We start from the raw sequence: 21,095 nt of genomic DNA, 5'->3' as shown, positions 1-21,095 counted from the left end.
ATGAAATCGCTCTTTCAACTCCTTAAGCGTCCGCTCTTCGTTGTCGCAGGCTTCTCTTTTCTCGTCAACCTGCTGCTCTTGGCGCCCGCGTTTTTCATGCTGCAAGTGTTCGATCGCGTGTTGACCAGCCAGAGCAAGGAAACGCTGCTGGTACTGTTGCTCGGCATGGTAGTCGCGTTGGCCTTGATGCTGATGCTCGACTACCTGCGCAGCCGCTTGCAGGGTGTGGCGGGCAACATGATCGCCGAACATCTTTCGCCTGTAGTCGCCAAGGTAATGCTGGCAAAGACGGCGCGCCGCGCGGAGAGCGTTCCATCGGAGGGACTGCGTGACGTTGCGTCCTTGCGCAGCCTGTTTTCGGCGCACGGCCTGCTGGCGTTGTTCGATACGCCATGGGCAGTGGTTTACATCGCAGTCATCTGGCTGGCCCACCCGGTGCTGGGTGCGGCGGCGGCCTGCGCCTCGGTTCTGATGCTGGTACTGGCTGTGCTCAACGACCGTATCACGCGTCGAGATATTGAAGCATTGCAGAAGGAAGCCGCGAAGGCCACGCGCTATCTTGAGTCATCGATTCACAATGCCGAAGTGGTGCAATCGCTCGGCATGGGTGATGCCTTGATCTCACGCTGGCAGGCATTCAACGCGCGGGTCTCCGAGTTGCAGGGGCCGACCGCGCGCAAGTCGGTGGCGATGGCGGCTTTCACGCGCATGGTGCGGCAGATGGTGCAGATCCTGATGCAGGCGCTGGGCGCCTACCTTGTGATCAGTGGCGAAGGCACGCCAGGCATCCTGGTTGCCACCACTGTCTTGTTGGGACGGGCGTTGTCTCCGGTTGAGCAGGTGGTTGGCAGCTGGCGTGTGCTGGCCGAGGCACGTCTCGGATTTGCACGGTTATCCGAATTGCTGAATGCTGAGGATCGCCAACCGGAACGCATGAAGCTGCCGGCACCCGCCGGAAGGCTGACGGCGCAAGGATTGGTCTTCCGCGCGCCGCAAAGCGAACACCCGATCCTGGTCGGCGTGTCGCTCAACCTGGAGCCGGGCGAATCGCTGGCCATCATCGGTGCCAGTGGTGCCGGCAAATCCACCCTGGCGCGCCTGCTCACCGGATTGTGGACAGCCAATACCGGCACCGTGCGGCTGGACGGCGTGGACCTGGCCCAGTGGCCGCGCGAGGACTTTGGCCCCTGGCTGGGATATTTGCCGCAGGATGTCGAGTTGTTCCCTGGCAGCGTGGCAGACAATATTGCCCGCCTGGGTGCCGTTGATGCCGAGCAGGTAGTGCTGGCCGCGAAACGCGCCGGGGTCCATGCGCTCATACTTGGGCTGCCGCAAGGCTACGACACGCAGATCGAGGGCATGGGTGGGATGCTCTCGCCCGGCCAGCGCCAGCGCATTGCCTTGGCGCGTGCCTTGTATGGCGATCCCAAGTTGCTGGTGCTGGACGAGCCCAATTCCAACCTCGATGGCGCAGGCGAACTGGCGCTGGCCGATGCTTTGAAGCAGCTGAAGGGGCAGGTAACGGTGGTCGTCATCACGCATCGCAGCACCCTGGTGCAGCACATGGACAAGATGCTGGTACTCGACTCCGGCCGCGTGCAGCATTTTGGCACGGTACCGGAAGTCATGCAGGCGATGCAGTCGGGCCAGGGCAGGGCGGGGGCGCAGGTGGTCCCCATGCCGCGAGCAGCTGAAGGGAGGGCATGATGGAAAGCGCACTGCAACAGATGGTGACGAACGATTCCATGCAGCTGCACCTGGGCGAGGCGCGCCGCCTGGCAAATTGGGGCATGGCGGTGGTGATCTTCGGGCTGCTGCCGGTAACGGCCTGGATGACGTTTGCGCCCTTGTCATCGGCGGTGGTGGCGCAGGCGTATGTAAAAGTGGACCTGAATCGCCGTCCGGTGCAGCATGCCGAGGGTGGCATGGTGCGCCAGGTGCTGGTGCGCGATGGCCAGCGCGTGAAGCAGGGAGAACCCTTGCTGGTGCTGGGCGACGTGTCGGTCGATGCCGACAAGAACCGGCTGGATTACCGCGTCAAGACCGAGCGTGCCAGCCTGGCGCGGCTCGATGCTGAGCAAGGCATGCAGCAGTCGCTCGGTTTCCCGGCGGACGTGGTTGAAGCCGCGCAAGCGGATCCGCGCCTGGCCGAGCAGCTCGCGAAGGAGCGTGCGCTGTTTGCCGCGCGGCGCGATGCCCTGGTGGCGCAGGTGCGGCTGTTGCATGCGCAGCGGGACAAGGTGGCGGAAGAAGTCGTGGCCCTGCGCGCGCAACTCGCGCAGGCAGGCGAATCGATGAAGTTCCAGAAGGTCGACCTGGACACCCACAACAAGCTGCGCAAGGATGGCTTTGTTTCCGCCACCCGCATCGCCCAGATCGAAGGCGCGCTGGCCGATTACGGCGTCAAGCTCGAAGAGCGGCGCTCGGAGCTGGCGCGCGCCCAGCAGCGCATGGTCGACATCGACCTGCGGGTAAGTGCGCTGGAAGGCGAATACAGGCAACAGGCGAGCGACCAGCTCAAGGTGGCGACGGCGCGCTTGTCCGAAATTGAACAGGAGCAGCGCAAGTCGGTGGATGCGTCGGCGCGCCAGGTCATCAGCGCGCCGGCCAGTGGCGAAGTTATCGGCCTGAGATACCCCGTGCCCGGAACGGTGATCCCGCCGCGCGAAACGATTGCGGACATCGTGCCGGACGACACGCGCCTCGTGACCGAGGCCCGGATCCGGCCGGATGACATCAGCCGCATCGTGCGTGGCCAGCCCGCCGACATCCGCTTCACCGCTTTCAAGTACCGCACGACGCAACTGGTGCGCGGCAAAGTGATTTACATCTCCGCCGATCGACTGGTCGACCGCGCCACGGAGGCTCCTTATTACTCGGTTCTGGTGGAAGCCGATCCGGCATCCCTGGCCAAGGCGGGCGATCTGAAACTGCTGGCCGGGATGCCGGCGGAGATTTTTATCGAAGGGGAGAAGCGCACGCCACTGCAATACCTGCTCGAGCCGGTCAGCCAGGTGCTGCGTCACGCGGGGCGTGAGCGCTGAGCGCCTGGAAAACGAAAAACCCGCAGTGCATCGCGTGCAGTGCGGGTTTTCGCTGAATCCTTTGGTGGTGATAGGTGGACTTGAACCACCGACCCTAGCATTATGAATGCTATGCTCTAACCAACTGAGCTATATCACCGCAAGGCCAGCATTATCGATGCCGGCCGAGGATCTGTCAAGGACAGATTAGGCTGTAGCTATTTTTGCAAGCACTTGTTGTTGCAATTGCAGGCTGGCGCCAGGGGCGCAGCAGTCGACCACGATCCGTTCCGGCATGGAGCGCAGCCAGGTTAGCTGGCGCTTACATAACTGGCGGGTCGCGATGATGCCGGTTTCGCGCATCGCCGCATGGTCGATGGTGCCGTCCAGGTATTCCCAAGCCTGGCGATAGCCCACGCAGCGAATCGACGGCAGACCAGGATGCAGGTCGCCGCGCGCGCGCAGGGTTTTCACTTCGTCCAGGAAGCCGGAATCGAGCATGATGTCGAAACGGCGCGCTATCCGTTCGTGTAGCCAGGCGCGGTCGGAAGGCTCAAGCGCGAACGACACCAGGTCGAAGGGCAATTCTTCCTTTTCGCGCTGGGCCAGCAATTCCGACATCGGCTGGCCGGACAGGGCATGGATTTCCAGAGCGCGCTGGACCCGCTGGGAGTCGTTGGGCTTAAGGCGGGCGGCGGTGTCGGGGTCGACCTGCGCCAGGCGCGCGTGCATGGCGGGCCAGCCGATGCGGGCCGCCTCTGCGTCCAGTTGCGCGCGCAGGGCGGCGTCGGCGCCGGGCAGGTCGTCCAGGCCGTCGGCCAGGCCTTTGTAATACAGCATGGTGCCGCCCACCAGCAGGGGGATTTTGCCGCGCGCGCCGATTTCAGCGGCCAGGCGCAGCGTATCGGTGCGGAACTGGGCCACCGAATAGGCATCCAGCGGGTCGATGATATCGATCAGGTGATGCGGCACGACGGCCAGTTCTTCCTTCGAAGGCTTGGCGGTGCCGATATCCATGCCGCGATATACCAAAGCGGAATCGACGGAGATGATCTCGCACGGCACCTGCTGTGCGATGGCCAACGCGGCGGCGGTCTTGCCGGACGCGGTCGGCCCCATGATGGCGACCGCCAGCGGGCGCTTGTTGGACTGCTGGTTCATTATCTATTTACTGCCCGCGCAGGAAGAGTTTATCCAGCGCGTTGATGTCGATCTGCACCCAGGTCGGGCGGCCATGGTTGCACTGGTCGGCGCGCTCGGTGGCTTCCATATGGCGCAGCAGGGCGTTCATCTCCGGCACCGCGAGGATGCGATTGGCACGCACGGCGGTATGGCAGGCGAGGGTGCCCAGCAGTTCATTGCGGCGCTCGATCAGCACGCGCGAGCCGCCGTATTCGCGAACGTCGCGGATCACGTCGCGCGCCAGGGCCTGGGCGTCGGCGTTCTTCAGCAAGGCGGGAACGGCGCGTACGGCCAGCGTGGTCGGCGACATCACGGCGATGTCGAATCCCAGTGTTTTCAGGGTATCGCCGTGTTCCTGCACGGTGCCCACTTCCACCGCATCGGCGTAGAAGGTGACGGGGATCAGCAGGTTCTGCACGGACATTTCAGTGCCGTCGATCTGGGCGTCCAGCGCGTTCTTCAGCTGCTCGTACAGGATGCGCTCATGCGCGGCGTGCATGTCGACCAGCACCAGGCCTTTGCTATTCTGGGCCAGGATGTAGATGCCATGCAGTTGCGCCAAGGCGAAACCGAGCGGGAATTCTTCGCCGGCCATCTGCGCCGAGGAAGCGGTAATCGACGTGGCTTGCGGCAGCGTGTAGTCGGCGGAGGCGCGGAAGCCATTGCCGCCGTCAGCTGCCGTTGCGCCCGGAGCAAAATTGTCGCGCGGGTCGTTCGACCACAGCGCGCCGTAGCGCTCCGTGTTCTGGGCTACACCCCCATTGCCCGCAGCGCCGAAAGGCGATGGCGAGAAGGTCGGGCGATATTCCGGATTCAGGATCGAGCCGAAGCTGGTCTGCTCCTGCGGGCGCCACATGGGGCCCGATGCCTGCAGCTTGTCCGCGGCCGGCAGCGGCGAAGGCACGCTGCCGTGCGAGGTGGCCGAGGTTGCGGCCAGCGCACGCTGCACGGCGTGGAACACGAACTGGTGCACCGCGCGGCCGTCGCGGAAACGCACCTCGATTTTCGACGGGTGCACGTTCACGTCGACCAGGGCCGGGTCGAGGTCGAGTGCCAGCACATAGGATGGATAGCGGTCGCCATGCAGCACGTCTTCATACGCGGCGCGCACGGCGTGCACCAGCAGCTTGTCGCGCACGAAACGGCCGTTGACGTAGAAGTACTGGCTGTCGGCGCGACCCTTGGAGGCGGTCGGCAGGCCGGCAAAGCCGTGGATGCGCAGCACGCCGGAGCCTTCGTCCAGCGCCAGGCGCGCCTCTTCGAAATTGCTGCCCAGGATCTGGGCGCTGCGCTTGGCCATGTCGCTGACCATCCAGTGGTCGACGGTCTTGCCGTTGTGGCTGAGCGTGAACGAAACATCGGGACGCGCCAGTGCGATGCGGCGCACCACTTCCGCGCAGTGGCCGTATTCGGTCTGCTCGGACTTCAGGAACTTGCGCCGCGCGGGAGTATTGAAATACAGGTCGCGCACGTCGATCGTGGTACCGGGGGCGCCGGACGAGGGCACCACCGTTCCTTGGTGCGAGCCTTCCAGTTCCCAGGCATGGGCGCCGTCGGCGGTGCGGGAGGTCAGGGTGACTGCCGCCACGGAGGCGATCGAAGCCAGGGCTTCGCCGCGGAAACCGAGGGTGCCGACGTTTTCCAGGTCATCCAGCGAAGCGATTTTCGAGGTCGCATGGCGCGCCAGGGCCAATGGCATCTGGTCGGGCGGAATACCGCGGCCGTTGTCAGTAATGCAAATGCGTTTGACGCCGCCTTCCTCCAGCCGCACGGTGACCTGGGTCGATCCGGCATCCAGAGCGTTTTCCAGCAGCTCTTTGACAACTGCCGATGGACGTTCCACTACCTCGCCGGCGGCGATCTGGGAAATCAGTTGGTCTGGGAGGGCCCGGATCGGGCGTGGTGGGGTCGGCGCGTTCATTGCCACATTATAATAAATGTCCGCTCGGGGTCAGGAACGAAAGTGGACATTTAGTGTTCAAGCGCAAAAAATGTCCCTTTCGTTCCTGACCCCGAGGGGGACAAAAATTACTTATTTACTTACTTCGCTTCGCGGACGGGGATGGGGACGTTGCACAAGTCCACATGGCCGGCCGCATGCTTGGTCCATGGGCCGCCGCGATTGCGCTGCGCCTCGATCACGGACTTGAAGCTGGCCGACTCGGTGCGCATCACTTCATACTTCGAGCGCTCCGCCTCCGGCACATCGGCCGCCAGCTTGACCGACTTGATCGGCACCCACTGTTCCTCTTTCTCAAACATGCCCATCGGCGCCGGGCCGCGCGGCAGCACGGACAGCAGCGGCATGCCGCTCACGATACGCCCCACCACGGTGATATTGCGGTCCAGGTGGCGCGGCGAGTTGCCGATCACAGTGTACAAGGTGCCGCCGTTGCCGCTGTCGGATTCATTGCCGCGCGCCACGCCAACCATGCCGTAGCAATGCGCCAGCCAGGTCTGGCCGGTTTTCGGGTCGCGCGCGGAAGGGAAGCCGTTGGAGTGGCCCACCTGCGGCGCATAGCCATCCTTGTCGGGCAGGCGGGTGAATTGGGTGTCGTTCTTCATCGGCACGCTGAATTCCTGTTCCAGCTTGGCCTTGGCCGTCCCGATAGCCTTCGGCTTGTCCTCGCGCGGATCGCCCCACTGCACCACGAAATTGTCCTGCGTGCGATAGATCCACAGGCCGTCCCAGTAGCCTTCCTTGGCCATGGTGCGGATATTGGCCGCGTGGTTCGGCGCGAAGGCCGGCGCCAGCTCGATGATCACGCGTCCGCCAGCCAGGTCCATGTACAAGGTGTTGGCCGGGTCCAGCTGGCGCCAGTCCGCTTGCGGGGATGCCTTGACGATGTCGCCGACAGTCGGCTTGGGCGGCAATTCTTTGGTGGACGCGCCCATGGCGGCCAGGGGCAGGGCCAACGCGAGAACGGCGGGCATGGTGGCTTTCACTAATGTCTCCTTTATGGGGTTCTAAGCAGGTTCTAAGATGCCGGGGAATTTTAGCCTGTAAGATGGACAGTTTGGTATGATTCCCGCCGCAACCTTTTGGGACTTTAATAAATGGATTTCGTTCAATTGCTGGACATGCTGGTGCACGTGGATCGTGCAATGGGTACCCTGATCGCACAATATGGCGTGTATGTCTATGCGCTGCTGTTTGCCATTGTGTTCTGCGAGACCGGCCTGGTCGTACTGTTCTTCTTCCCTGGCGACACGCTGCTGTTCATTGCCGGTGCCTTCTGCGCCACCGGCGAAATGAACCTCGGCCTGCTGATGTTCCTGTTGACTACTGCCGCAATTTTGGGCAATACGACCAACTACTGGATCGGCGAGGCGATCGGCCAGCGCGTGTTTACCCATGATTACCGGTGGATTAACAAGGATGCGCTGAACCGCACCCACGAATTCTTCGAAAAGCACGGCGGCAAGACCATCATCCTGGCGCGTTTCGTGCCGGTGGTGCGCACTTTCGCGCCGTTCGTGGCCGGGGTGTCGGACATGACCCATGGCCGCTTCCAGCTGTTCAACGTGGTCGGCGCCGTGGCCTGGGTGGTGTCGCTGTGCGTGGCCGGTTATATCTTCGGCAACACCCCTTGGGTGCGCGATCATTTGAGCGCCATCGTGCTGGTGGGCGTCAGCGCGGCCGTGGTGCCGATGGCACTGGGCGGTGCCTGGAAACTGGGCCGCCGCATGCTCGGGCGTTAAGCCGCTCTCAAGTTTTCCCGCAGCGCAACCGTTAACCGGAGTAACAGTCTCTCCTCCGGATTTAACATGCGTAACTTGATCGCCCTGTCGGCCTGTTGTCTTGTCATCGGGACAGCAGGCGCCGCCGATCCCGCCACCGCGCCCTCGAAAGGCGTGCCGAGCATTCGCCCCAACCTGGCCGCTGCCGCTGCGGCGGACAAGGCGAATATTGAAAAAGAGGCCAATTCGAGCGCCGGCCCGAAGTACGTCCCTCCCGTGCGCAAGAATGCGGCGGCATCTGCCGCTGCCCAGCGCGAGGAGGAAGCGCGCGCCGAGGCCGAGCTGTCGGAAAAGATCGCCCAGCGCCTGGCCGAAATGCGCGCCAACCAGGCCGCCCGCATCGCCGCTGCCGAGAAGGCGCGCAAGCAGAAAGCCGTCAAGGCTGCCGCCGCGGAAGTCGCTGCCAAGGCCCCGCCGCCGCGCGTATACGGCACCCATTGGACCTATGAGGGCGAATCCGGCCCGGCCAATTGGTCGAGGATCAATTCGGATTGGGCGAAATGCTCGACAGGCAGCCGCCAGTCGCCGATCGACATCCGCGACGGCATGAAAGTGGACCTGGAGCAGATCTCATTCGATTACCGGCCATCCGGCTTCAATGTGACCGATAACGGCCATACCGTGCAGGTGATGGTCGGTCCGGGCAATTACCTGAGCGTGGCGGGCCGCACTTACGAGCTGCAGCAATTCCACTTCCATCGGCCGGCCGAGGAGCGTGTCAACGGCAAGGGGTTCGAGATGGTGGTGCACCTGGTGCACAAGGACCCCGAAGGCAGGCTGGCGGTGCTGGCGCTGCTGCTGGAGCGCGGCAAGGCGCAACCGACCATCCAGACCGTGTGGAACAACCTGCCGCTGGAGAAGGGCGACACGGCTACGCCGAGCATCGTGCTCGATCCGAACGACATGCTGCCGCAGCGCCGCGATTACTATACCTTCATGGGTTCCCTGACCACGCCGCCCTGCACCGAAGGCGTGCTGTGGCTGGTGATGAAGGAGTCGGTGCAGGCTTCGCCTGCGCAACTGGCCTTGTTCAGCCGCCTGTATCCATTCAATGCACGTCCGATCCAGGCCAGCTCCGGCCGCATGATCAAGGAATCAAACTGATGGTGTGAAGGCCGGTCCATTCGGCACCGGCCTGCAGCACCTGCTTGTCTACCCGGGCAGGTTCAATGCAGACAAAGCGGCGGTGGTCGCTGTCGTCCATGTCGGCGGTGGCCGTCGCGCCTTGCGCTCCCGGATTCCATACCACCCATTCCGAAAAGCCTTGCTGTTCCAGTTGCAGCGTGCCGGCGCCGGTATCGAGGCGTAGTTGCGGGGTGGCGGGGCGGATGTCGTCCAGCGCACCCTTGAACGGCATGCCGTCGACTTTTGCCTGGTCGAATTCCGCCACCGCGAAATATGTGTGCAGTGCGCCGGCCCAACTGAAGTCCTGCTGGCCGGTGTTGCGTACGGTGTAGCGGACGGCCAGCGCATCAGCCTTCAGTTCAAAGCGCAGGCGCAGTTCGAACGCGCGCGGCCAGGATTGGAAATGGTTGCGCTGCAGGTCGCTTTGCGCCAGTGCCAGTTCGGCCCAGTCATTGGCTTGTTCGACGAGGCGCCAGGTGGCAGTGCGGGCGAAGCCGTGGCGCGGGCCGTCGCCGCGCGTGGCGAACTGGGGGAAGATCACCGGCACGCCGCCGCGCACGGCCGCGCTGCCGTCAAGCGCTGAACGCTGGCTCAGGAACAGGCGTTCCTTGCCGTCCGCAGTCTTCCACGACATCAAATGTGCACCGAACAGGGAAATGGTGGCCTCGGCGCCTTCGGGTGTGGAGATGCGGACTTCGTTCATGCGCTTTCCTTATGTGAGCCGGTTCTTCGAAAGTGGCGGGTTCTTGGCGAAATAGCGGCGGATGCCCTTGACGATGGCGTCCGCGATCTTGTCCTGGTATTCGTCGTCCAGCAGGCGCGCCTCTTCCTCCGGATTGGAGATAAAGGCGGTTTCGATCAGGATCGACGGGATGTCGGGGGCTTTCAACACGGCGAAGCCGGCCTGCTCGACCGAACCTTTGTGCAGCTTGTTGATGCCGCCGATTTCGCCCAGCACCGCCTTGCCGACCTTCATGCTGTCGTTGATCTGGGCGGTGGTGGAGAGATCGAACAGCACGCTGGCCAGTTGCGGGTCGTGGCCCTTGGCGTTGGCGCCGCCGATCAGGTCGGCCTGGTTTTCCTTGTCGGCCAGCCAGCGTGCGGCGCTTGAGGTCGCGCCCTTTTCCGACAGCACGAAGACCGAGGAGCCGCGAGCGCTCGATTTCACGAAGGCGTCGGCGTGGATCGAGACGAACAGGTCGGCGTCGACCTTGCGGGCCTTCTCCACACGCTTGCCGAGCGGGACGAAATAGTCGCCGTCTCGCGTGAGCATGACGCGCATGTTGGGGTGGTCTTCTATCTTGTCTTTCAGGCGCTTGGCGATTGCCAGCACGATGTCTTTTTCGCGACTGCCGCGCGCGCCCATCGCACCGGGGTCCTCGCCGCCGTGGCCGGGGTCGAGGGCGATGGTGAGCATGCGGACCATTTTCTCCTGCCCGGTTTTCTGGCCCGGCTTGTGGTGCACCGGTGCCGGCTCCGGTTCGCCAGCGCCCGGCTTGCCGGATTGGGCGGCGACGGCGGGCGGTTGGCCGGGTGCGGTGGTGCCGGTGCCCGGCGCGGACGCCGTGGACTGGCTCGCCACGCCTTGGGCGTTGCTGCCTGCGCCGCCCTGGCCGGGCATTGCCGGCTGGCCGGCCAGGACTGGTTGCCCGGTAGCGGGGGCGGTGCCGTCGACTGGCTTGTCATCCTGCGACCATTCACCTTTTTCGATCAGCGCCGCGATCGGGTCGGCGGCCTTGACCGGATACAGGTCGAAAATCAGGCGATGCTTGTAAGTGCCGACCGGCTCCAGTGTGAATACCTGCGGCGTGACTTTTTCTTTCAGGTCGAACACCAGCCGCACCACATTAGGGCGGTTCTGGCCGACGCGCACTTCCTTGATGTACGGGTCGTTCGACTCGATCTTGGCGACCAGGCTTTTCAGCGTGGAGTTCAGCACCAGGCCTTCAATGTCGACCACCAGCCGGTCGGGATCCGGAACCAGGAAGTGCTTGACCTTGAGGTCGGTGTCGTTTTCCAGCGTGACGCGCGTGTAATCCTCCGCCGGCCACACGCGCACAGCCAGGATCTGCGCAGCTTGCGCATTCATGGGGGCGAGCACGGACAGCAGCAGGGTGCCGCCGGCCTTGAGCACCGTGCGGCGGCTTACAGGTTTGGAGCGAATTGGAGGCGTTGCAGGCATGACGTACCAAGAGCGGAAGACGGCTGCAATTCTACATCACGTCCGGACCCGGCTACAGAGAGGAAAACATGAAGATCGGGCGGCGGCAGCACGCCATCGGCCTTTTCCGGCCATTCGACGATGCAAACGTTCTCGCGATTGAACTCTTCGCGGAAGCCGGCGTCGAGGAATTCCTCCGGACTGCCCATGCGGTACAGGTCGAAATGCACCACATTGGCCAGCTTGCCGTCGACTTTCACGCGGTAGGGCTCGGACAGGGTATATGTCGGGCTTTTCACCGGCCCCACATGGCCGGCCGCGTGCAGCAGCGCGCGCGTCAGCGCCGTCTTGCCGGCGCCCAGGTCGCCGTGCAGATAGATCGCCATGCCTGGCAGCAGGGCGCGCGACAGCGCTGCGCCTAGCGCCGCAGTACCGGCTTCGTCGTGAAGATGGGATTTAAAGTGCTGCATCGAATAAAATGATGGTTTGGATTTCCCCGCATTGTAAGGCCGTGTCACTGTCCCAAGCCAATTTAGACGAATTAGCCAGCCGCATCAAGGCGTGGGGGCTGGAACTCGGCTTCGCGGAGGTGCGGATCGCCGATATCGACCTGTCGGCTGCCGAAGCGGGGTTACAGGCCTGGCTGGATGCCGGCATGCACGGCGATATGGACTATATGGCAAGCCATGGCATGAAGCGCGCGCGTCCGGCGGAACTGGTGCCGGGCACGGTGCGGGTGATCACGGCGCGCATGAATTACCTGCCCGGCGCCGCCGACGAGCGCTGGCGCGAGCGCGAAACGGCGCGCCTGTCCGATCCTACCCAGGCTGTGATCTCGGTGTATGCCCGTGGCCGCGATTACCACAAGGTGTTGCGGGCGCGGCTGCAGCAGCTGGCCGACAGGGTCAGCGCGGCCGTCGGGGAGTTCGGATATCGCGTGTTTACCGATTCGGCGCCGGTGATGGAGCTGCCGCTGGCGGAAAAATCGGGCCTGGGCTGGCGTGGCAAGCATACTTTGCTGATCAACCGCAGCGCGGGCTCCATGTTCTTCATGGGCGAAATCCTGGTTGACCTGCCGCTGCCGGTGGACGAACCGACCGGCGCCCACTGCGGCCAGTGCAGCGCCTGCATCGACATTTGCCCGACCCAGGCCATTCTCGGGCCGGGCAAGCTGGATGCGCGGCGCTGCATTTCCTACCTGACTATTGAGCTCAAAAGCGCGATCCCGGAAGAACTGCGGCCCTTGCTGGGCAACCGCGTCTACGGCTGTGACGATTGCCAGACAGCCTGCCCCTGGAACAAGTTCGCCCAGCGCGCCACGCTGCCGGACTTCGATGAGCGCCACGCCCTGGGCAGCGCCGGCATGATCGAGCTGTTTGCCTGGACCGAAGAGGAATTCAACCGCCGCATGGAGGGCAGTCCGATCCGCCGTATCGGCCATGAGCGCTGGTTGCGCAACCTGGCGGTCGGCCTGGGCAACGCGGCGCGCATGGGCGGCAAGGGCGATCCGGCCGTCCTGGCCGCGTTGCAGGCGCGCCGCAACCATCCGTCGGAACTGGTGCGGGAACATGTGGCATGGGCGCTCAGCCAGCACCACTAAGCACCACTAAGGCATAATTGACCTGTCCAGGTCAACAATCCCGAGTGACAAATTGTCTCCATTTGCGGAAGCCGTTCAGAGTTATCGCGAATTGTCGCCCTTGAACGTGTGGCGGCATGGCAGTGCGGCAGAACAGCGCGCCATCTTTGGCTGCTGGCTGCTGTTGCTGCTGCTTTGCGTGGCGCTGGGCGTGGCGACGGTCAAATGGAACTGGTCCGGCATGCCCGTCAACATGGGCGGCGTCACCGCCTACGTGACCGTTTATCCCCCGCTGCCGATCTGCCTGCTGCTGACGCTCACACTGGGCTGGTGGTGGGGTGCGATTCCTGCATATTGTTCGACCCTGGTGCTGGCGCTGTATGCCGGCATGCCCCTGCATTGGGCGCTGTTGTTTGCCTGCGCCAACCCGCTCGGATTCAGCATCCTGGCGATCGGCTATCGCGCCATGGTGATGCGGCGCGACTTGCGCCAACTGACATCGCTGCTGTTTTATATCCAGCTTTGTTTCGTGGCCAGCATCTTCGGTTCGTCCGGCGCCCTGATCTGGAGCTATACCAGCCACATGGCAGCGGGGGCGCAACTGCCGGTCTGGCAAGGCTGGTGGCTGGGCTCCTTCCTGCAAAGCGTGCTGATTGGCGGTCCGGCGATGGCCATCCTGTGGCCACGCGTGGATCGTTGGCAGTTGCTGCGCCAGAAGCTGATGCGCAAGCGGCGCGGCGGTTCGCGCCGTTCGGTGCTGCGCATGCTGGCAACGGTGGCGGCCGGCGTGTTGATGTACGGTTTCGTCACGATCCGCCTGGCGGAGGCCGATGCCGCCCACGCGCCGGAGATATTCCGGCAGACGGTGTGGATCTTCTATTGGGTGTTCGCCGCGATCATCATCTTCATCGCATTCTTCGGCTACCAGTTGTTTTCGCACTGGCAGGATTCGACCGATGGCCTGTTGAGCGAGATGCAGCGCATGAATATCGACCTGGAGCGCCTGGCCACCACCGATGCGCTGACCGGCCTGCTGAACCGCCGGGCCGCCGACGGCCACCTCGATGCCGAGTGGCACCGTGCGCGCCGTTCCGGTCACGTCTCGTCCCTGGTGCTGCTCGATATCGACCACTTCAAGCAGGTCAACGACAAGTACGGCCATCCAGGCGGCGACGCGGCGCTGCGCATGCTGGCTTCCTGCATCCGCTCAGTGATGCGCGAAGTCGATGTCGCGGCGCGCTATGGCGGCGAGGAATTCCTGGTCGTGCTGCCGGAAACCGGGCGGGAAGGGGCGTTCGTCTTTGCCGAACGCCTGCGCGAACGCGTGGCGGGCTGCGAGATCAACCACGACAACCGGCTTTTCCGCTGTCAGGTCAGCCTTGGCATCGCCGTCAGCGACAAGCACGAGGCGAGCTTCGAACACTGGGTGCGGCGCGCCGACGAGGCGATGTACCGCGCCAAGCAGGGCGGCCGCAATCAGGCTGTCATGGGCGTTTGACACCCCGGCGCAGCATCAGGGCGGCCGCTGCGCTCCACGCAAGGAAGGTCACCAGCGAACCTTCCACCCCGTAGGCGCCGCCGCCAAGCCATTCCGGGCCGGCCATCTGCACCTGCAGCCAGCCGCGCGCGGCATGGCCGGAGACCGGAATGCCCAGCACGCCGTCATACAGGTAATTCCACGCGAAGTGCACGCCGACCGGCAGCCACAGGCTGCGCGTCAGCATCCAGGCCGCGCACAAGGCCAGTCCGGCGATCCCGGTGTTGAGCACCGCCAGCGCGGTAATGTGCTCATTGGGCAGGTGGGCCAGTGCGAATAGCAGCACGTTGACCAGCAGGGAAGTGCGTGTGCCCCAGCGGGCTTCGACAATGCGGAACAGGACGGCGCGGAACAGGAGTTCTTCCATCACTGCCACCATGGCCTGCTCGGACAGCGGCTTCAGGATGGCGCTCCAGCCGCTGCTGCCGGTGACAACCAGCGCGCCTGCCGCCGCCAGGACTGCCGCGACAACGACGCTGAGCGCGGCGCCGATGCCGAGACCGCGCAGCAGGCCGGGTCCCGCGCCCTGCAGCGCAGCTTCGCCGGCGTCGCGCTGCTCGAAGCGGCGCACATAGAAGCGGTAGCCGGCCAGGCACAGTGCCGCCGCCAGCAGGTGGTGCCAGGCGATGCGCATCTCTTTCGGCACCAGCGCCTGGACCAGCATCATGGTGGCGACCAGGGGCACGGCGACGCAGGCGGTGCCGGCAACGATGCGGACCAGGGGATGACGGGCCAGTCGGGCACGCAGGGGCAAGGCGTGCGGCAGGGAGGATGGGATGGCTTGTTGCATCGTTCTATTCCTTTGCTTTGCGAATGCGTTCGTTGAAAGATTGCTGCTCCAGCGCCGCGATCGCGCGGGCCAGCGTTTCGGAAAGGGGATAAGGCAAATCGGCGTCCAGCGATTCGGCTGCGGCGGCAGTGGCGCGCCAGCAAGCCTGCAGCTTGGGCAACAGGCGCTCGCCCTGCTCGCTGAGCCGCAGCAGTTTCTGGCGCGCGTCGGTAGGGCTGGACTGGGCCACCAGCCAGCCTTCCTTCAGCATCAGGGCCACGGTCTGGGTGGCGGCGGGCTGGGTGATGCCGGCGCTGTCGGCGATCTGGCCGACGCTGCATGGCTGCCCGCCGGCCAGCGCGCGCATCACGGGCGTGTAGCGCGGCCGGTAATTGAGGCCGGCGTCAAGGTACGACTGCTGCACGGCGCCGTCCAGCAGTTCGATCAAATGGCGCAATTGGGTTCCGAGTCCTTGTTTCATGGACCCATCTTAGCACAATATATAAGTGCTTATATATTATTTTTTTTGCCAGTCCGGCATCACTTCAGCAGTCCGGCCAATTCCACCGCGGTCTTGACCTGCATCTTGTCGAAGATGTGGGCGCGGTGTACTTCGACGGTGCGCATCGAGATGCCCAGTTCGTCGGCCACCACCTTGTTCATCTTGCCGGCCAGGATCAGGTCCAGCACTTCGCGCTCGCGGCTCGAAAGGGTGGCGAGGCGCGCCTGCACCGCTGCCTTGGCGCTGGCCTGGCGCGAGGCGGCCAGGCCTTCCTGCACGCGGTCCATCAACTGGTTGTCGTTGAAGGGCTTTTCGAAGAAATCGAAGGCGCCGCGCTTGAGCGTATCGACAGCCATCGGCACGTCGCCGTGGCCGGTCAGGAAGATGACGGGCAGGCGCGCCGTCAGGCCGCGCGCCGCCAACTGGTCGAAAGCGGCCACCCCGCTGATCTCCGGCATGCGCACGTCGAGCAGAACGCAGTCGCCTTCCGGATCGAAAGCACCGCCTTGCGCAAAGGCCAGGAAGGCAGCCGCGCTTTCGTAGGTGGTGGCGGCGATGGCGCGCGAGGAAGCGAGCCAGGACAGGGCATCGCGCACCACGGCTTCATCGTCAACGATATGTAGCATTCTGGATCTCCCGAATCTGCTCTATTGGGCGCCGCCTGCGACCGGCAGCGTAAAAGTGAATATGGTACCGCCTTGCGGGTTGCCGCGGTGGGTCAACGTGCCGCCGTGGAACTCGATCGCGGTGCGGCAAATGTTGAGGCCCATGCCCATGCCTTCCGCCTTGGTCGAGAAGAAGGGCGAGAACAGCCGTTCGGCCACGTCCTGCGGAATGCCGTGCCCGTTGTCGATCACCTGCACCACCACCATGCCGGCCAGCGGGTCGTTTGCCGCGACCACCCGCAGTACACGTTTCAGCGGCTGCACGTCGGCCATGGCTTCGATGCCGTTGCGGGTCAGGTTCAGCAGCACCTGCTCGATCAGCATGCGGTCGGCGCGTACCAGGGGCAGTGAATCCGGGATCTCGATTTGCAGCGACACGTGATGCTGGCGGGCCTGCAGCTCGATCAGCACCAGGATGGCATCGAGCATCGATTGCAGCGCCACGTCCTGCCGCTCCGATTCGCGGTTCTTCACGAATTCGTGCACGCTGCGGATGATCTGGCCGGCGCGCTGCGCCTGGGTGCCGGCCTGTTCCAGCGCCGGCTTCAGCAAGCCGGTGTCGCCGCCGCGCGCAAGGATATTCAAGGCGCCGGTGGTGTAGCTGGAAATGGCCGCCAGCGGCTGGTTCAGTTCATGCGCCAGCATGGAGGCGATCTCGCCCATCGTTGCCAGGCGCGCGCTGGCCTGCAGTTTTTCCTGGTGCTGCCGGTTCAGGTCCTCCATCCGTTTGCGGTCAGAGATGTCGAGGATCGAACCCATGAAGCCGGTGTGGCGGCCTTCCTTGTCCACCAGCGGCGCTTCGAACACCAGCACCGGGATGCGGGTGCCGTCGGGACGCTGGAACAGGGTTTCGAATTCCGGCGTGACGGAGCCGGCCAGCACACTGGCCAGGCGGTGCTGGTATTCCTCCATGACGTCCGGCGCCCAGTAAGGCATGGGCGGCAGGCGGCCGATCAATTCTTCGGCCGGGTAGCCCACCATCTGGCAGAAGGCGGGGTTGACGTAGGTGATGCGGCCCTCCAGATCGCGCGCGCGCAAGCCGGTCACCAGCGAGTTTTCCATCGCCGTACGGAAGGTCATTTGCTGGCGCAGTTCGCCTTCCGCTGCCAGGCGGCGCGAGATGTGGCCCCACAGCGCGAACAGGCTCCATAACAGGGCCAGCGACAGGGCGATGACCGAGCCGACCAGCAGGTTGGGCAGCAGCTTGGGTTCGCTTTTCACGCTGTCGGTCATCAGGATGATGGTGGCACCGGGCAGGTCGAGCGGGCGCTTGTGGGTGTAGACGCCGTGGCCCGGGCCGGCCGAACTGCGGCGCGCCAGTACCTTATCGTCGCGGTCGAGAAGCGAGATCTGGTTATCCTGCGCGAACCACCACGGCACCATTTCATCCAGCAGGCTGCTGAGCTGGAAAGTCGCCACCAGGCTGCCCAGCCATTGCTCGCCGCGGTAGATCGGGAAGTGCAGATCCATTTTCAGCTCGCCGGGCGTGCTGCCGCCGGCAAGCGGCTCCGGCTCGGCATAGACCGGGGCATGGGTGCGGCGCGCATGGTCCTGCGCCGCCAGCGAGGCCGCGCCCAGCACGGCGCTGCCGGCCGGGCTGGCCGGCGCGCCTTCGCTCGCCACCACAATGCGGCCGTCGGGGTCGACCTGGATCACGCGTTTGAGTTCGGCGCCATTTTTCAGCATGCGGCCCATGCGTTGCTGCACGTCGGCCGGGGCCGGGTGGCCGGTGGCGATTTCATTGGCCAGGCCGCGCAGGCTTTCTTCGTGGCGGCCGAGCTGGAAGCGGATCGACTGTTCAACCCACAGCGTATCGGCGATCAACTGCTCCTGCCGTTCATTGCTCTCAAGCTGGCGCGCCTGCCAGGGCAGCCAGAACACGATGGCGACAAACAGCAGCACCAGCACCACCGGCAGCAGCCAGCGTATGGAAAAGGGCAGGGAAAGGCGTTTTAACATGCTCCGAGGGTATCGAATCCGGTTGCCGCTTGTATTGTGGGTTTCCACAGTTGTGTGCCACCATTCCGCTGACCACAATATAAAGTGAGAATAATAATGCACCAGAATCGCCGGGAGACCTTATGCATTTGAAGTCCCTCCTGGCCGCCTTCGGCGCGGCCGCACTTGTCACGTCCGCGGCCTTGGCGCAGGCGCCCATCGTCATCAAATTCAGCCACGTTGTTGCGCCCGACACCCCCAAGGGGCAGGCGGCGGAGCGTTTCAAGCAGCTCGCGGAAAAGGCCACGGGCGGCCGGGTCAGGGTCCAGGTCTACCCGAACAGCCAGCTGTACAAGGACAAGGAAGAGCTGGAAGCGCTGCAACTGGGGGCGGTGCAGATGCTGGCGCCCTCACTGGCCAAATTCGGCCCGCTCGGCGTGAAGGAATTCGAAGTGTTCGACCTGCCGTACATCTTCCCCAACAAGACCGCGCTGTACAACGTGACCGAGGGCCCGATCGGCAAGTCGCTGCTGAAGAAGCTCGAGACCAAGGGCATTACCGGCCTGGCGTATTGGGACAATGGCTTCAAGGTCATGTCGGCCAACCGCCAGTTGCGCGTGCCGGCCGACTTCAAAGGCCTGAAGATGCGGATCCAGTCTTCCAAGGTGTTGGACATCCAGATGCGCGCGCTGGGCGCGATCCCGCAGTCGCTGGCCTTCTCCGAAGCGTATATGGCGCTGCAGACCGGCGTGGTGGATGGCACCGAGAACCCGCCATCGAATATGTACACGCAAAAGATGCACGAGGTGCAGAAGAACCTGACCATTTCCAATCACGGCTACCTGGGCTATGCGGTCATCGTCAACAAGAAGTTCTGGGACGGCCTGCCGGGCGACATCCGCGGCAAGCTGGAAGCTGCGATGAAGGAAGCCACCACGTACGAAAAAGCCATCGCCCAGCGTGACAACGATATGGCGCTGGAAGCGATCCGCAAGTCCGGCAAGACCCAGATCTATAACCTGAGCGCCCAGGAACAGGCCTTGTGGCGCAATGCCCTGCTGCCGGTGCAAAAACAGATGGAAGAGCGCATCGGCAAGGACTTGATCCAGTCGATCAACCGCGAAACAGCAAAATGAAATCCTGTCAAGTTGCCAAAAATAAATAACGATATTCGGAAAAAGATCGGTTACTATGGCGACGCCCCCGAACGGTGCGACTTGCACCATGATGGTTACGGGCACAGGATTTAGTGGGGAGTGAAGAAGAAGAACTAGCGGCCCGGCCGCGGATCTAGAGGAGACACGCTGCCCGACAGTATGCTGTTGGCCGCCGCCACAAGCGGGGTTAAATGGCCGGGGTGGTGAAAAAAAAGATTCAAGACGCACCTGAGGGTGCGTTTTTTTTTGCCCTATCCTGGCGCGCTGGTGTAGCATGATTGCCACAGTTTTATTGGAGTAAGCGTGACCGAAAAACAACATGTTGGCAGGGACTTCAGCGCCATCATCCACCTCCCGTTTGGCGCCATGGGCGTCGGTACGGCCGGCGCAGTCGTGACGGAAATGTTTTACCTGCCCGGCGACACGCCGGAACAGGCGCCGAGCAACGCGCTGGCCGAACAGGCCGTGCAGCAGTTGCTGGCGTATTGCGACGATGCCGACTATGTCTTCGACCTGCCGCTGGCGATGCGCGGCAGCGAATTCCAGCGCCGCGTGTGGCAAGCGCTGCGCGAAATCCCGCGCGGCCAGGTCCGCACTTACGGCGAACTGGCCAAGCACCTCGATTCCGTGGCGCGCGCCGTGGGACAGGCTTGCCGCAGCAATCCCTTCCCGCCGCTGGTTCCCTGCCACCGGGTGATGGGCGCCAACAGCCTGGGCGGCTTTGCCGGCAGCGACGACCAGCACGGCTTCACCCTCGGCGTGAAGCGCTGGCTGCTGGCCCATGAAGGACATCAAGAGTATCAATGGCAGCAGGCAACCTTGCTCTGATCGACGAGTTTTGCGACAGCCTGTGGCTGGAGGACGGGTTGTCCAGGAATTCCCTTGACGCCTACCGGCGCGACCTGACCGCCTTTGCCAAGTGGCTGGAAACCGCGCGGCCCGCGGTCGGCAGCCTGTACGCAGCCGGAACCGCCGACCTGCAAGCCTATTTCGCGGCGCGCCATGCAGACACCAAGGCCAGTTCGGCCAACCGCCGCCTGTCGGCCCTCAAGCGCTTCTACCAGCTGGCGCTGCGCCAGCGCCATATCGCGGAAGACCCCTGCCTGCGCATGGCCTCGGCCAAGCAGCCGCTGCGCTTTGTGCATACCCTGAGCGAAGGGCAGGTGGAAGCGTTGTTGGCCGCACCGGACTTGCGCACCCCGCTGGGCATTCGCGACCGCACCATGCTGGAGCTGATGTATGCCAGCGGCTTGCGGGTGTCGGAGCTGGTCGCCCTGAAGACGCTTGAGCTGAGCATGAACGATGGCGTGCTGCGCGTCACCGGCAAGGGCGCCAAGACGCGCCTGGTACCGTTCGGCGAGCAGGCGCGCCTGTGGATCGAACGCTACCTGCGCGAGGCGCGCGGCGTGATCCTTGACGGCCAGCAGGATGATGCGCTGTTCATTACCGGCCGCGGTGGGCCGATGACGCGGCAAATGTTCTGGGTGGTGGTGAAAAAGCATGCGCTGAAAGCCGGTATCAGCGCGCCGCTGTCGCCGCACACCCTGCGCCACGCGTTTGCCACCCACCTGCTGAACCATGGCGCCGACCTGCGCGTGGTACAGTTGCTTTTAGGCCACTCTGACATATCTACAACACAGATTTATACCCACGTTGCCCGCGAGCGTTTGAAGCAGATTCATGCGTTACATCATCCCCGCGGATAATTTCGTTTGC

The 21,095-nt window shown here is 63.9% G+C and carries 19 protein-coding genes and 1 tRNA gene; 9 read left to right on the top strand and 11 right to left on the bottom strand.

Features of this window, described 5'->3' with window-relative positions; all coding sequences use genetic code 11:
- Together BM269_RS01405 and BM269_RS01400 are read left to right on the top strand one after the other, a co-directional pair.
- Nucleotides 1-1,707, top strand: a complete 1,707-nt coding sequence (locus BM269_RS01405) for a type I secretion system permease/ATPase (protein ID WP_090434877.1) — start codon at nucleotides 1-3, stop codon at nucleotides 1,705-1,707.
- Nucleotides 1,704-3,044: an HlyD family type I secretion periplasmic adaptor subunit gene (locus tag BM269_RS01400; RefSeq protein WP_229204451.1), complete on the top strand. Its 1,341-nt coding sequence runs from the start codon at nucleotides 1,704-1,706 to the stop codon at nucleotides 3,042-3,044. Before BM269_RS01405 ends, BM269_RS01400 begins: the two co-directional genes overlap by 4 nt.
- 62 nt (nucleotides 3,045-3,106) lie before the next feature.
- Here BM269_RS01400 and BM269_RS01395 read toward each other — a convergent pair.
- From BM269_RS01395 to BM269_RS01380, 4 genes are all read right to left on the bottom strand, one after another.
- Nucleotides 3,107-3,183, bottom strand: a tRNA-Met gene (locus BM269_RS01395).
- Between the two features lie 47 nt (nucleotides 3,184-3,230).
- Nucleotides 3,231-4,184 carry a tRNA (adenosine(37)-N6)-dimethylallyltransferase MiaA gene (gene miaA, locus BM269_RS01390; protein ID WP_090434874.1) on the bottom strand — a complete coding sequence of 318 codons (954 nt, stop codon included), beginning with the start codon at nucleotides 4,182-4,184 and terminating at the stop codon, nucleotides 3,231-3,233.
- Nucleotides 4,185-4,191: 7 nt separating this feature from the next.
- Nucleotides 4,192-6,126, bottom strand: coding sequence for a DNA mismatch repair endonuclease MutL (gene mutL, locus BM269_RS01385; RefSeq protein ID WP_090434871.1), 1,935 nt, complete (start codon nucleotides 6,124-6,126; stop codon nucleotides 4,192-4,194).
- Between the two features lie 119 nt (nucleotides 6,127-6,245).
- A complete protein-coding gene (locus BM269_RS01380) occupies nucleotides 6,246-7,151 on the bottom strand; it encodes a peptidylprolyl isomerase (protein WP_373994370.1) in 906 nt (301 codons plus the stop codon).
- Nucleotides 7,152-7,262: 111 nt separating this feature from the next.
- Here BM269_RS01380 and BM269_RS01375 point away from each other — a divergent pair, with 111 nt between their 5' ends.
- Both BM269_RS01375 and BM269_RS01370 read left to right on the top strand, forming a co-directional pair.
- Nucleotides 7,263-7,907 carry a VTT domain-containing protein gene (locus BM269_RS01375; RefSeq protein WP_090434868.1) on the top strand — a complete coding sequence of 215 codons (645 nt, stop codon included), beginning with the start codon at nucleotides 7,263-7,265 and terminating at the stop codon, nucleotides 7,905-7,907.
- Nucleotides 7,908-7,973: 66 nt separating this feature from the next.
- On the top strand, nucleotides 7,974-9,050 hold the full coding sequence (locus tag BM269_RS01370; RefSeq protein WP_090434866.1) for a carbonic anhydrase: 1,077 nt from the start codon (nucleotides 7,974-7,976) through the stop codon (nucleotides 9,048-9,050).
- Here BM269_RS01370 and BM269_RS01365 read toward each other — a convergent pair.
- The 3 genes from BM269_RS01365 to tsaE are packed head-to-tail and all read right to left on the bottom strand — an operon-like array spanning nucleotide 9,034 to nucleotide 11,702.
- Nucleotides 9,034-9,774 (bottom strand): D-hexose-6-phosphate mutarotase, encoded by a 741-nt coding sequence (locus BM269_RS01365; protein ID WP_090434864.1) that lies wholly within the window; start codon nucleotides 9,772-9,774, stop codon nucleotides 9,034-9,036. The two genes, BM269_RS01370 and BM269_RS01365, sit on opposite strands and share 17 nt — an antisense overlap.
- A 9-nt stretch (nucleotides 9,775-9,783) precedes the next feature.
- Nucleotides 9,784-11,253, bottom strand: a complete 1,470-nt coding sequence (locus tag BM269_RS01360; RefSeq protein WP_090434860.1) for an N-acetylmuramoyl-L-alanine amidase — start codon at nucleotides 11,251-11,253, stop codon at nucleotides 9,784-9,786.
- Nucleotides 11,217-11,702 (bottom strand): tRNA (adenosine(37)-N6)-threonylcarbamoyltransferase complex ATPase subunit type 1 TsaE, encoded by a 486-nt coding sequence (tsaE, locus tag BM269_RS01355; RefSeq protein WP_090434857.1) that lies wholly within the window; start codon nucleotides 11,700-11,702, stop codon nucleotides 11,217-11,219. The genes BM269_RS01360 and tsaE overlap by 37 nt, the downstream gene beginning before the upstream one ends.
- A 41-nt stretch (nucleotides 11,703-11,743) precedes the next feature.
- On the opposite strand from tsaE, the gene queG reads away from it, so the two are divergent.
- Entirely contained in the window at nucleotides 11,744-12,832 is a 1,089-nt protein-coding gene (gene queG, locus BM269_RS01350; protein WP_090435569.1) for a tRNA epoxyqueuosine(34) reductase QueG, read from the top strand.
- A 52-nt stretch (nucleotides 12,833-12,884) separates the two neighbouring features.
- Nucleotides 12,885-14,309 (top strand): GGDEF domain-containing protein, encoded by a 1,425-nt coding sequence (locus BM269_RS01345; protein WP_211482647.1) that lies wholly within the window; start codon nucleotides 12,885-12,887, stop codon nucleotides 14,307-14,309.
- Here the strand turns inward: BM269_RS01345 and BM269_RS01340 are convergent.
- The 4 genes from BM269_RS01340 to BM269_RS01325 are packed head-to-tail and all read right to left on the bottom strand — an operon-like array spanning nucleotide 14,296 to nucleotide 18,243.
- The gene (locus BM269_RS01340) at nucleotides 14,296-15,138 is read right to left on the bottom strand and encodes a CPBP family intramembrane glutamic endopeptidase (RefSeq protein WP_090434851.1); all 843 of its coding nucleotides are present in this window, start codon (nucleotides 15,136-15,138) and stop codon (nucleotides 14,296-14,298) included. The two genes, BM269_RS01345 and BM269_RS01340, sit on opposite strands and share 14 nt — an antisense overlap.
- 4 nt (nucleotides 15,139-15,142) lie before the next feature.
- Complete coding sequence (locus BM269_RS01335) at nucleotides 15,143-15,598, bottom strand: MarR family winged helix-turn-helix transcriptional regulator (protein ID WP_090434849.1); 456 nt, start codon at nucleotides 15,596-15,598, stop codon at nucleotides 15,143-15,145.
- A gap of 59 nt (nucleotides 15,599-15,657) precedes the next feature.
- Nucleotides 15,658-16,245, bottom strand: coding sequence for a response regulator transcription factor (locus BM269_RS01330; RefSeq protein WP_090434845.1), 588 nt, complete (start codon nucleotides 16,243-16,245; stop codon nucleotides 15,658-15,660).
- A gap of 21 nt (nucleotides 16,246-16,266) precedes the next feature.
- The gene (locus BM269_RS01325) at nucleotides 16,267-18,243 is read right to left on the bottom strand and encodes a sensor histidine kinase (protein ID WP_090434842.1); all 1,977 of its coding nucleotides are present in this window, start codon (nucleotides 18,241-18,243) and stop codon (nucleotides 16,267-16,269) included.
- A gap of 122 nt (nucleotides 18,244-18,365) precedes the next feature.
- Between BM269_RS01325 and BM269_RS01320 the strand changes: the two genes are divergently transcribed.
- From BM269_RS01320 to xerD, 3 genes are all read left to right on the top strand, one after another.
- The gene (locus BM269_RS01320; RefSeq protein ID WP_090434839.1) at nucleotides 18,366-19,358 is read left to right on the top strand and encodes a TRAP transporter substrate-binding protein; all 993 of its coding nucleotides are present in this window, start codon (nucleotides 18,366-18,368) and stop codon (nucleotides 19,356-19,358) included.
- Between the two features lie 324 nt (nucleotides 19,359-19,682).
- Nucleotides 19,683-20,207, top strand: coding sequence for a methylated-DNA--[protein]-cysteine S-methyltransferase (locus tag BM269_RS01315; protein ID WP_229204450.1), 525 nt, complete (start codon nucleotides 19,683-19,685; stop codon nucleotides 20,205-20,207).
- Complete coding sequence (gene xerD, locus BM269_RS01310) at nucleotides 20,183-21,085, top strand: site-specific tyrosine recombinase XerD (protein WP_090434837.1); 903 nt, start codon at nucleotides 20,183-20,185, stop codon at nucleotides 21,083-21,085. The genes BM269_RS01315 and xerD overlap by 25 nt, the downstream gene beginning before the upstream one ends.
- Nucleotides 21,086-21,095 lie beyond the last annotated feature (10 nt).

The sequence above is a fragment of the Duganella sp. CF458 genome (genome assembly GCF_900113115.1).
GTDB lineage: Bacteria > Pseudomonadota > Gammaproteobacteria > Burkholderiales > Burkholderiaceae_D > Rugamonas.
This window is presented reverse-complemented; position numbering and strand designations above follow the sequence as displayed.

What these genes read in the sequence shown, in the direction of transcription:
- mutL (WP_090434871.1), bottom strand. Translation starts at nt 6,126, where the DNA reads ATGAACGCGCCGACCCCACCACGCCCGATCCGGGCCCTCCCAGACCAA.
- BM269_RS01405 (WP_090434877.1), top strand. Translation starts at nt 1, where the DNA reads ATGAAATCGCTCTTTCAACTCCTTAAGCGTCCGCTCTTCGTTGTCGCA.
- BM269_RS01360 (WP_090434860.1), bottom strand. Translation starts at nt 11,253, where the DNA reads ATGCCTGCAACGCCTCCAATTCGCTCCAAACCTGTAAGCCGCCGCACG.
- BM269_RS01335 (WP_090434849.1), bottom strand. Translation starts at nt 15,598, where the DNA reads ATGAAACAAGGACTCGGAACCCAATTGCGCCATTTGATCGAACTGCTG.
- BM269_RS01325 (WP_090434842.1), bottom strand. Translation starts at nt 18,243, where the DNA reads ATGTTAAAACGCCTTTCCCTGCCCTTTTCCATACGCTGGCTGCTGCCG.
- BM269_RS01365 (WP_090434864.1), bottom strand. Translation starts at nt 9,774, where the DNA reads ATGAACGAAGTCCGCATCTCCACACCCGAAGGCGCCGAGGCCACCATT.
- xerD (WP_090434837.1), top strand. Translation starts at nt 20,183, where the DNA reads ATGGCAGCAGGCAACCTTGCTCTGATCGACGAGTTTTGCGACAGCCTG.
- BM269_RS01330 (WP_090434845.1), bottom strand. Translation starts at nt 16,245, where the DNA reads ATGCTACATATCGTTGACGATGAAGCCGTGGTGCGCGATGCCCTGTCC.
- miaA (WP_090434874.1), bottom strand. Translation starts at nt 4,184, where the DNA reads ATGAACCAGCAGTCCAACAAGCGCCCGCTGGCGGTCGCCATCATGGGG.
- BM269_RS01320 (WP_090434839.1), top strand. Translation starts at nt 18,366, where the DNA reads ATGCATTTGAAGTCCCTCCTGGCCGCCTTCGGCGCGGCCGCACTTGTC.
- BM269_RS01370 (WP_090434866.1), top strand. Translation starts at nt 7,974, where the DNA reads ATGCGTAACTTGATCGCCCTGTCGGCCTGTTGTCTTGTCATCGGGACA.
- BM269_RS01340 (WP_090434851.1), bottom strand. Translation starts at nt 15,138, where the DNA reads ATGCAACAAGCCATCCCATCCTCCCTGCCGCACGCCTTGCCCCTGCGT.
- BM269_RS01375 (WP_090434868.1), top strand. Translation starts at nt 7,263, where the DNA reads ATGGATTTCGTTCAATTGCTGGACATGCTGGTGCACGTGGATCGTGCA.
- BM269_RS01400 (WP_229204451.1), top strand. Translation starts at nt 1,704, where the DNA reads ATGATGGAAAGCGCACTGCAACAGATGGTGACGAACGATTCCATGCAG.
- tsaE (WP_090434857.1), bottom strand. Translation starts at nt 11,702, where the DNA reads ATGCAGCACTTTAAATCCCATCTTCACGACGAAGCCGGTACTGCGGCG.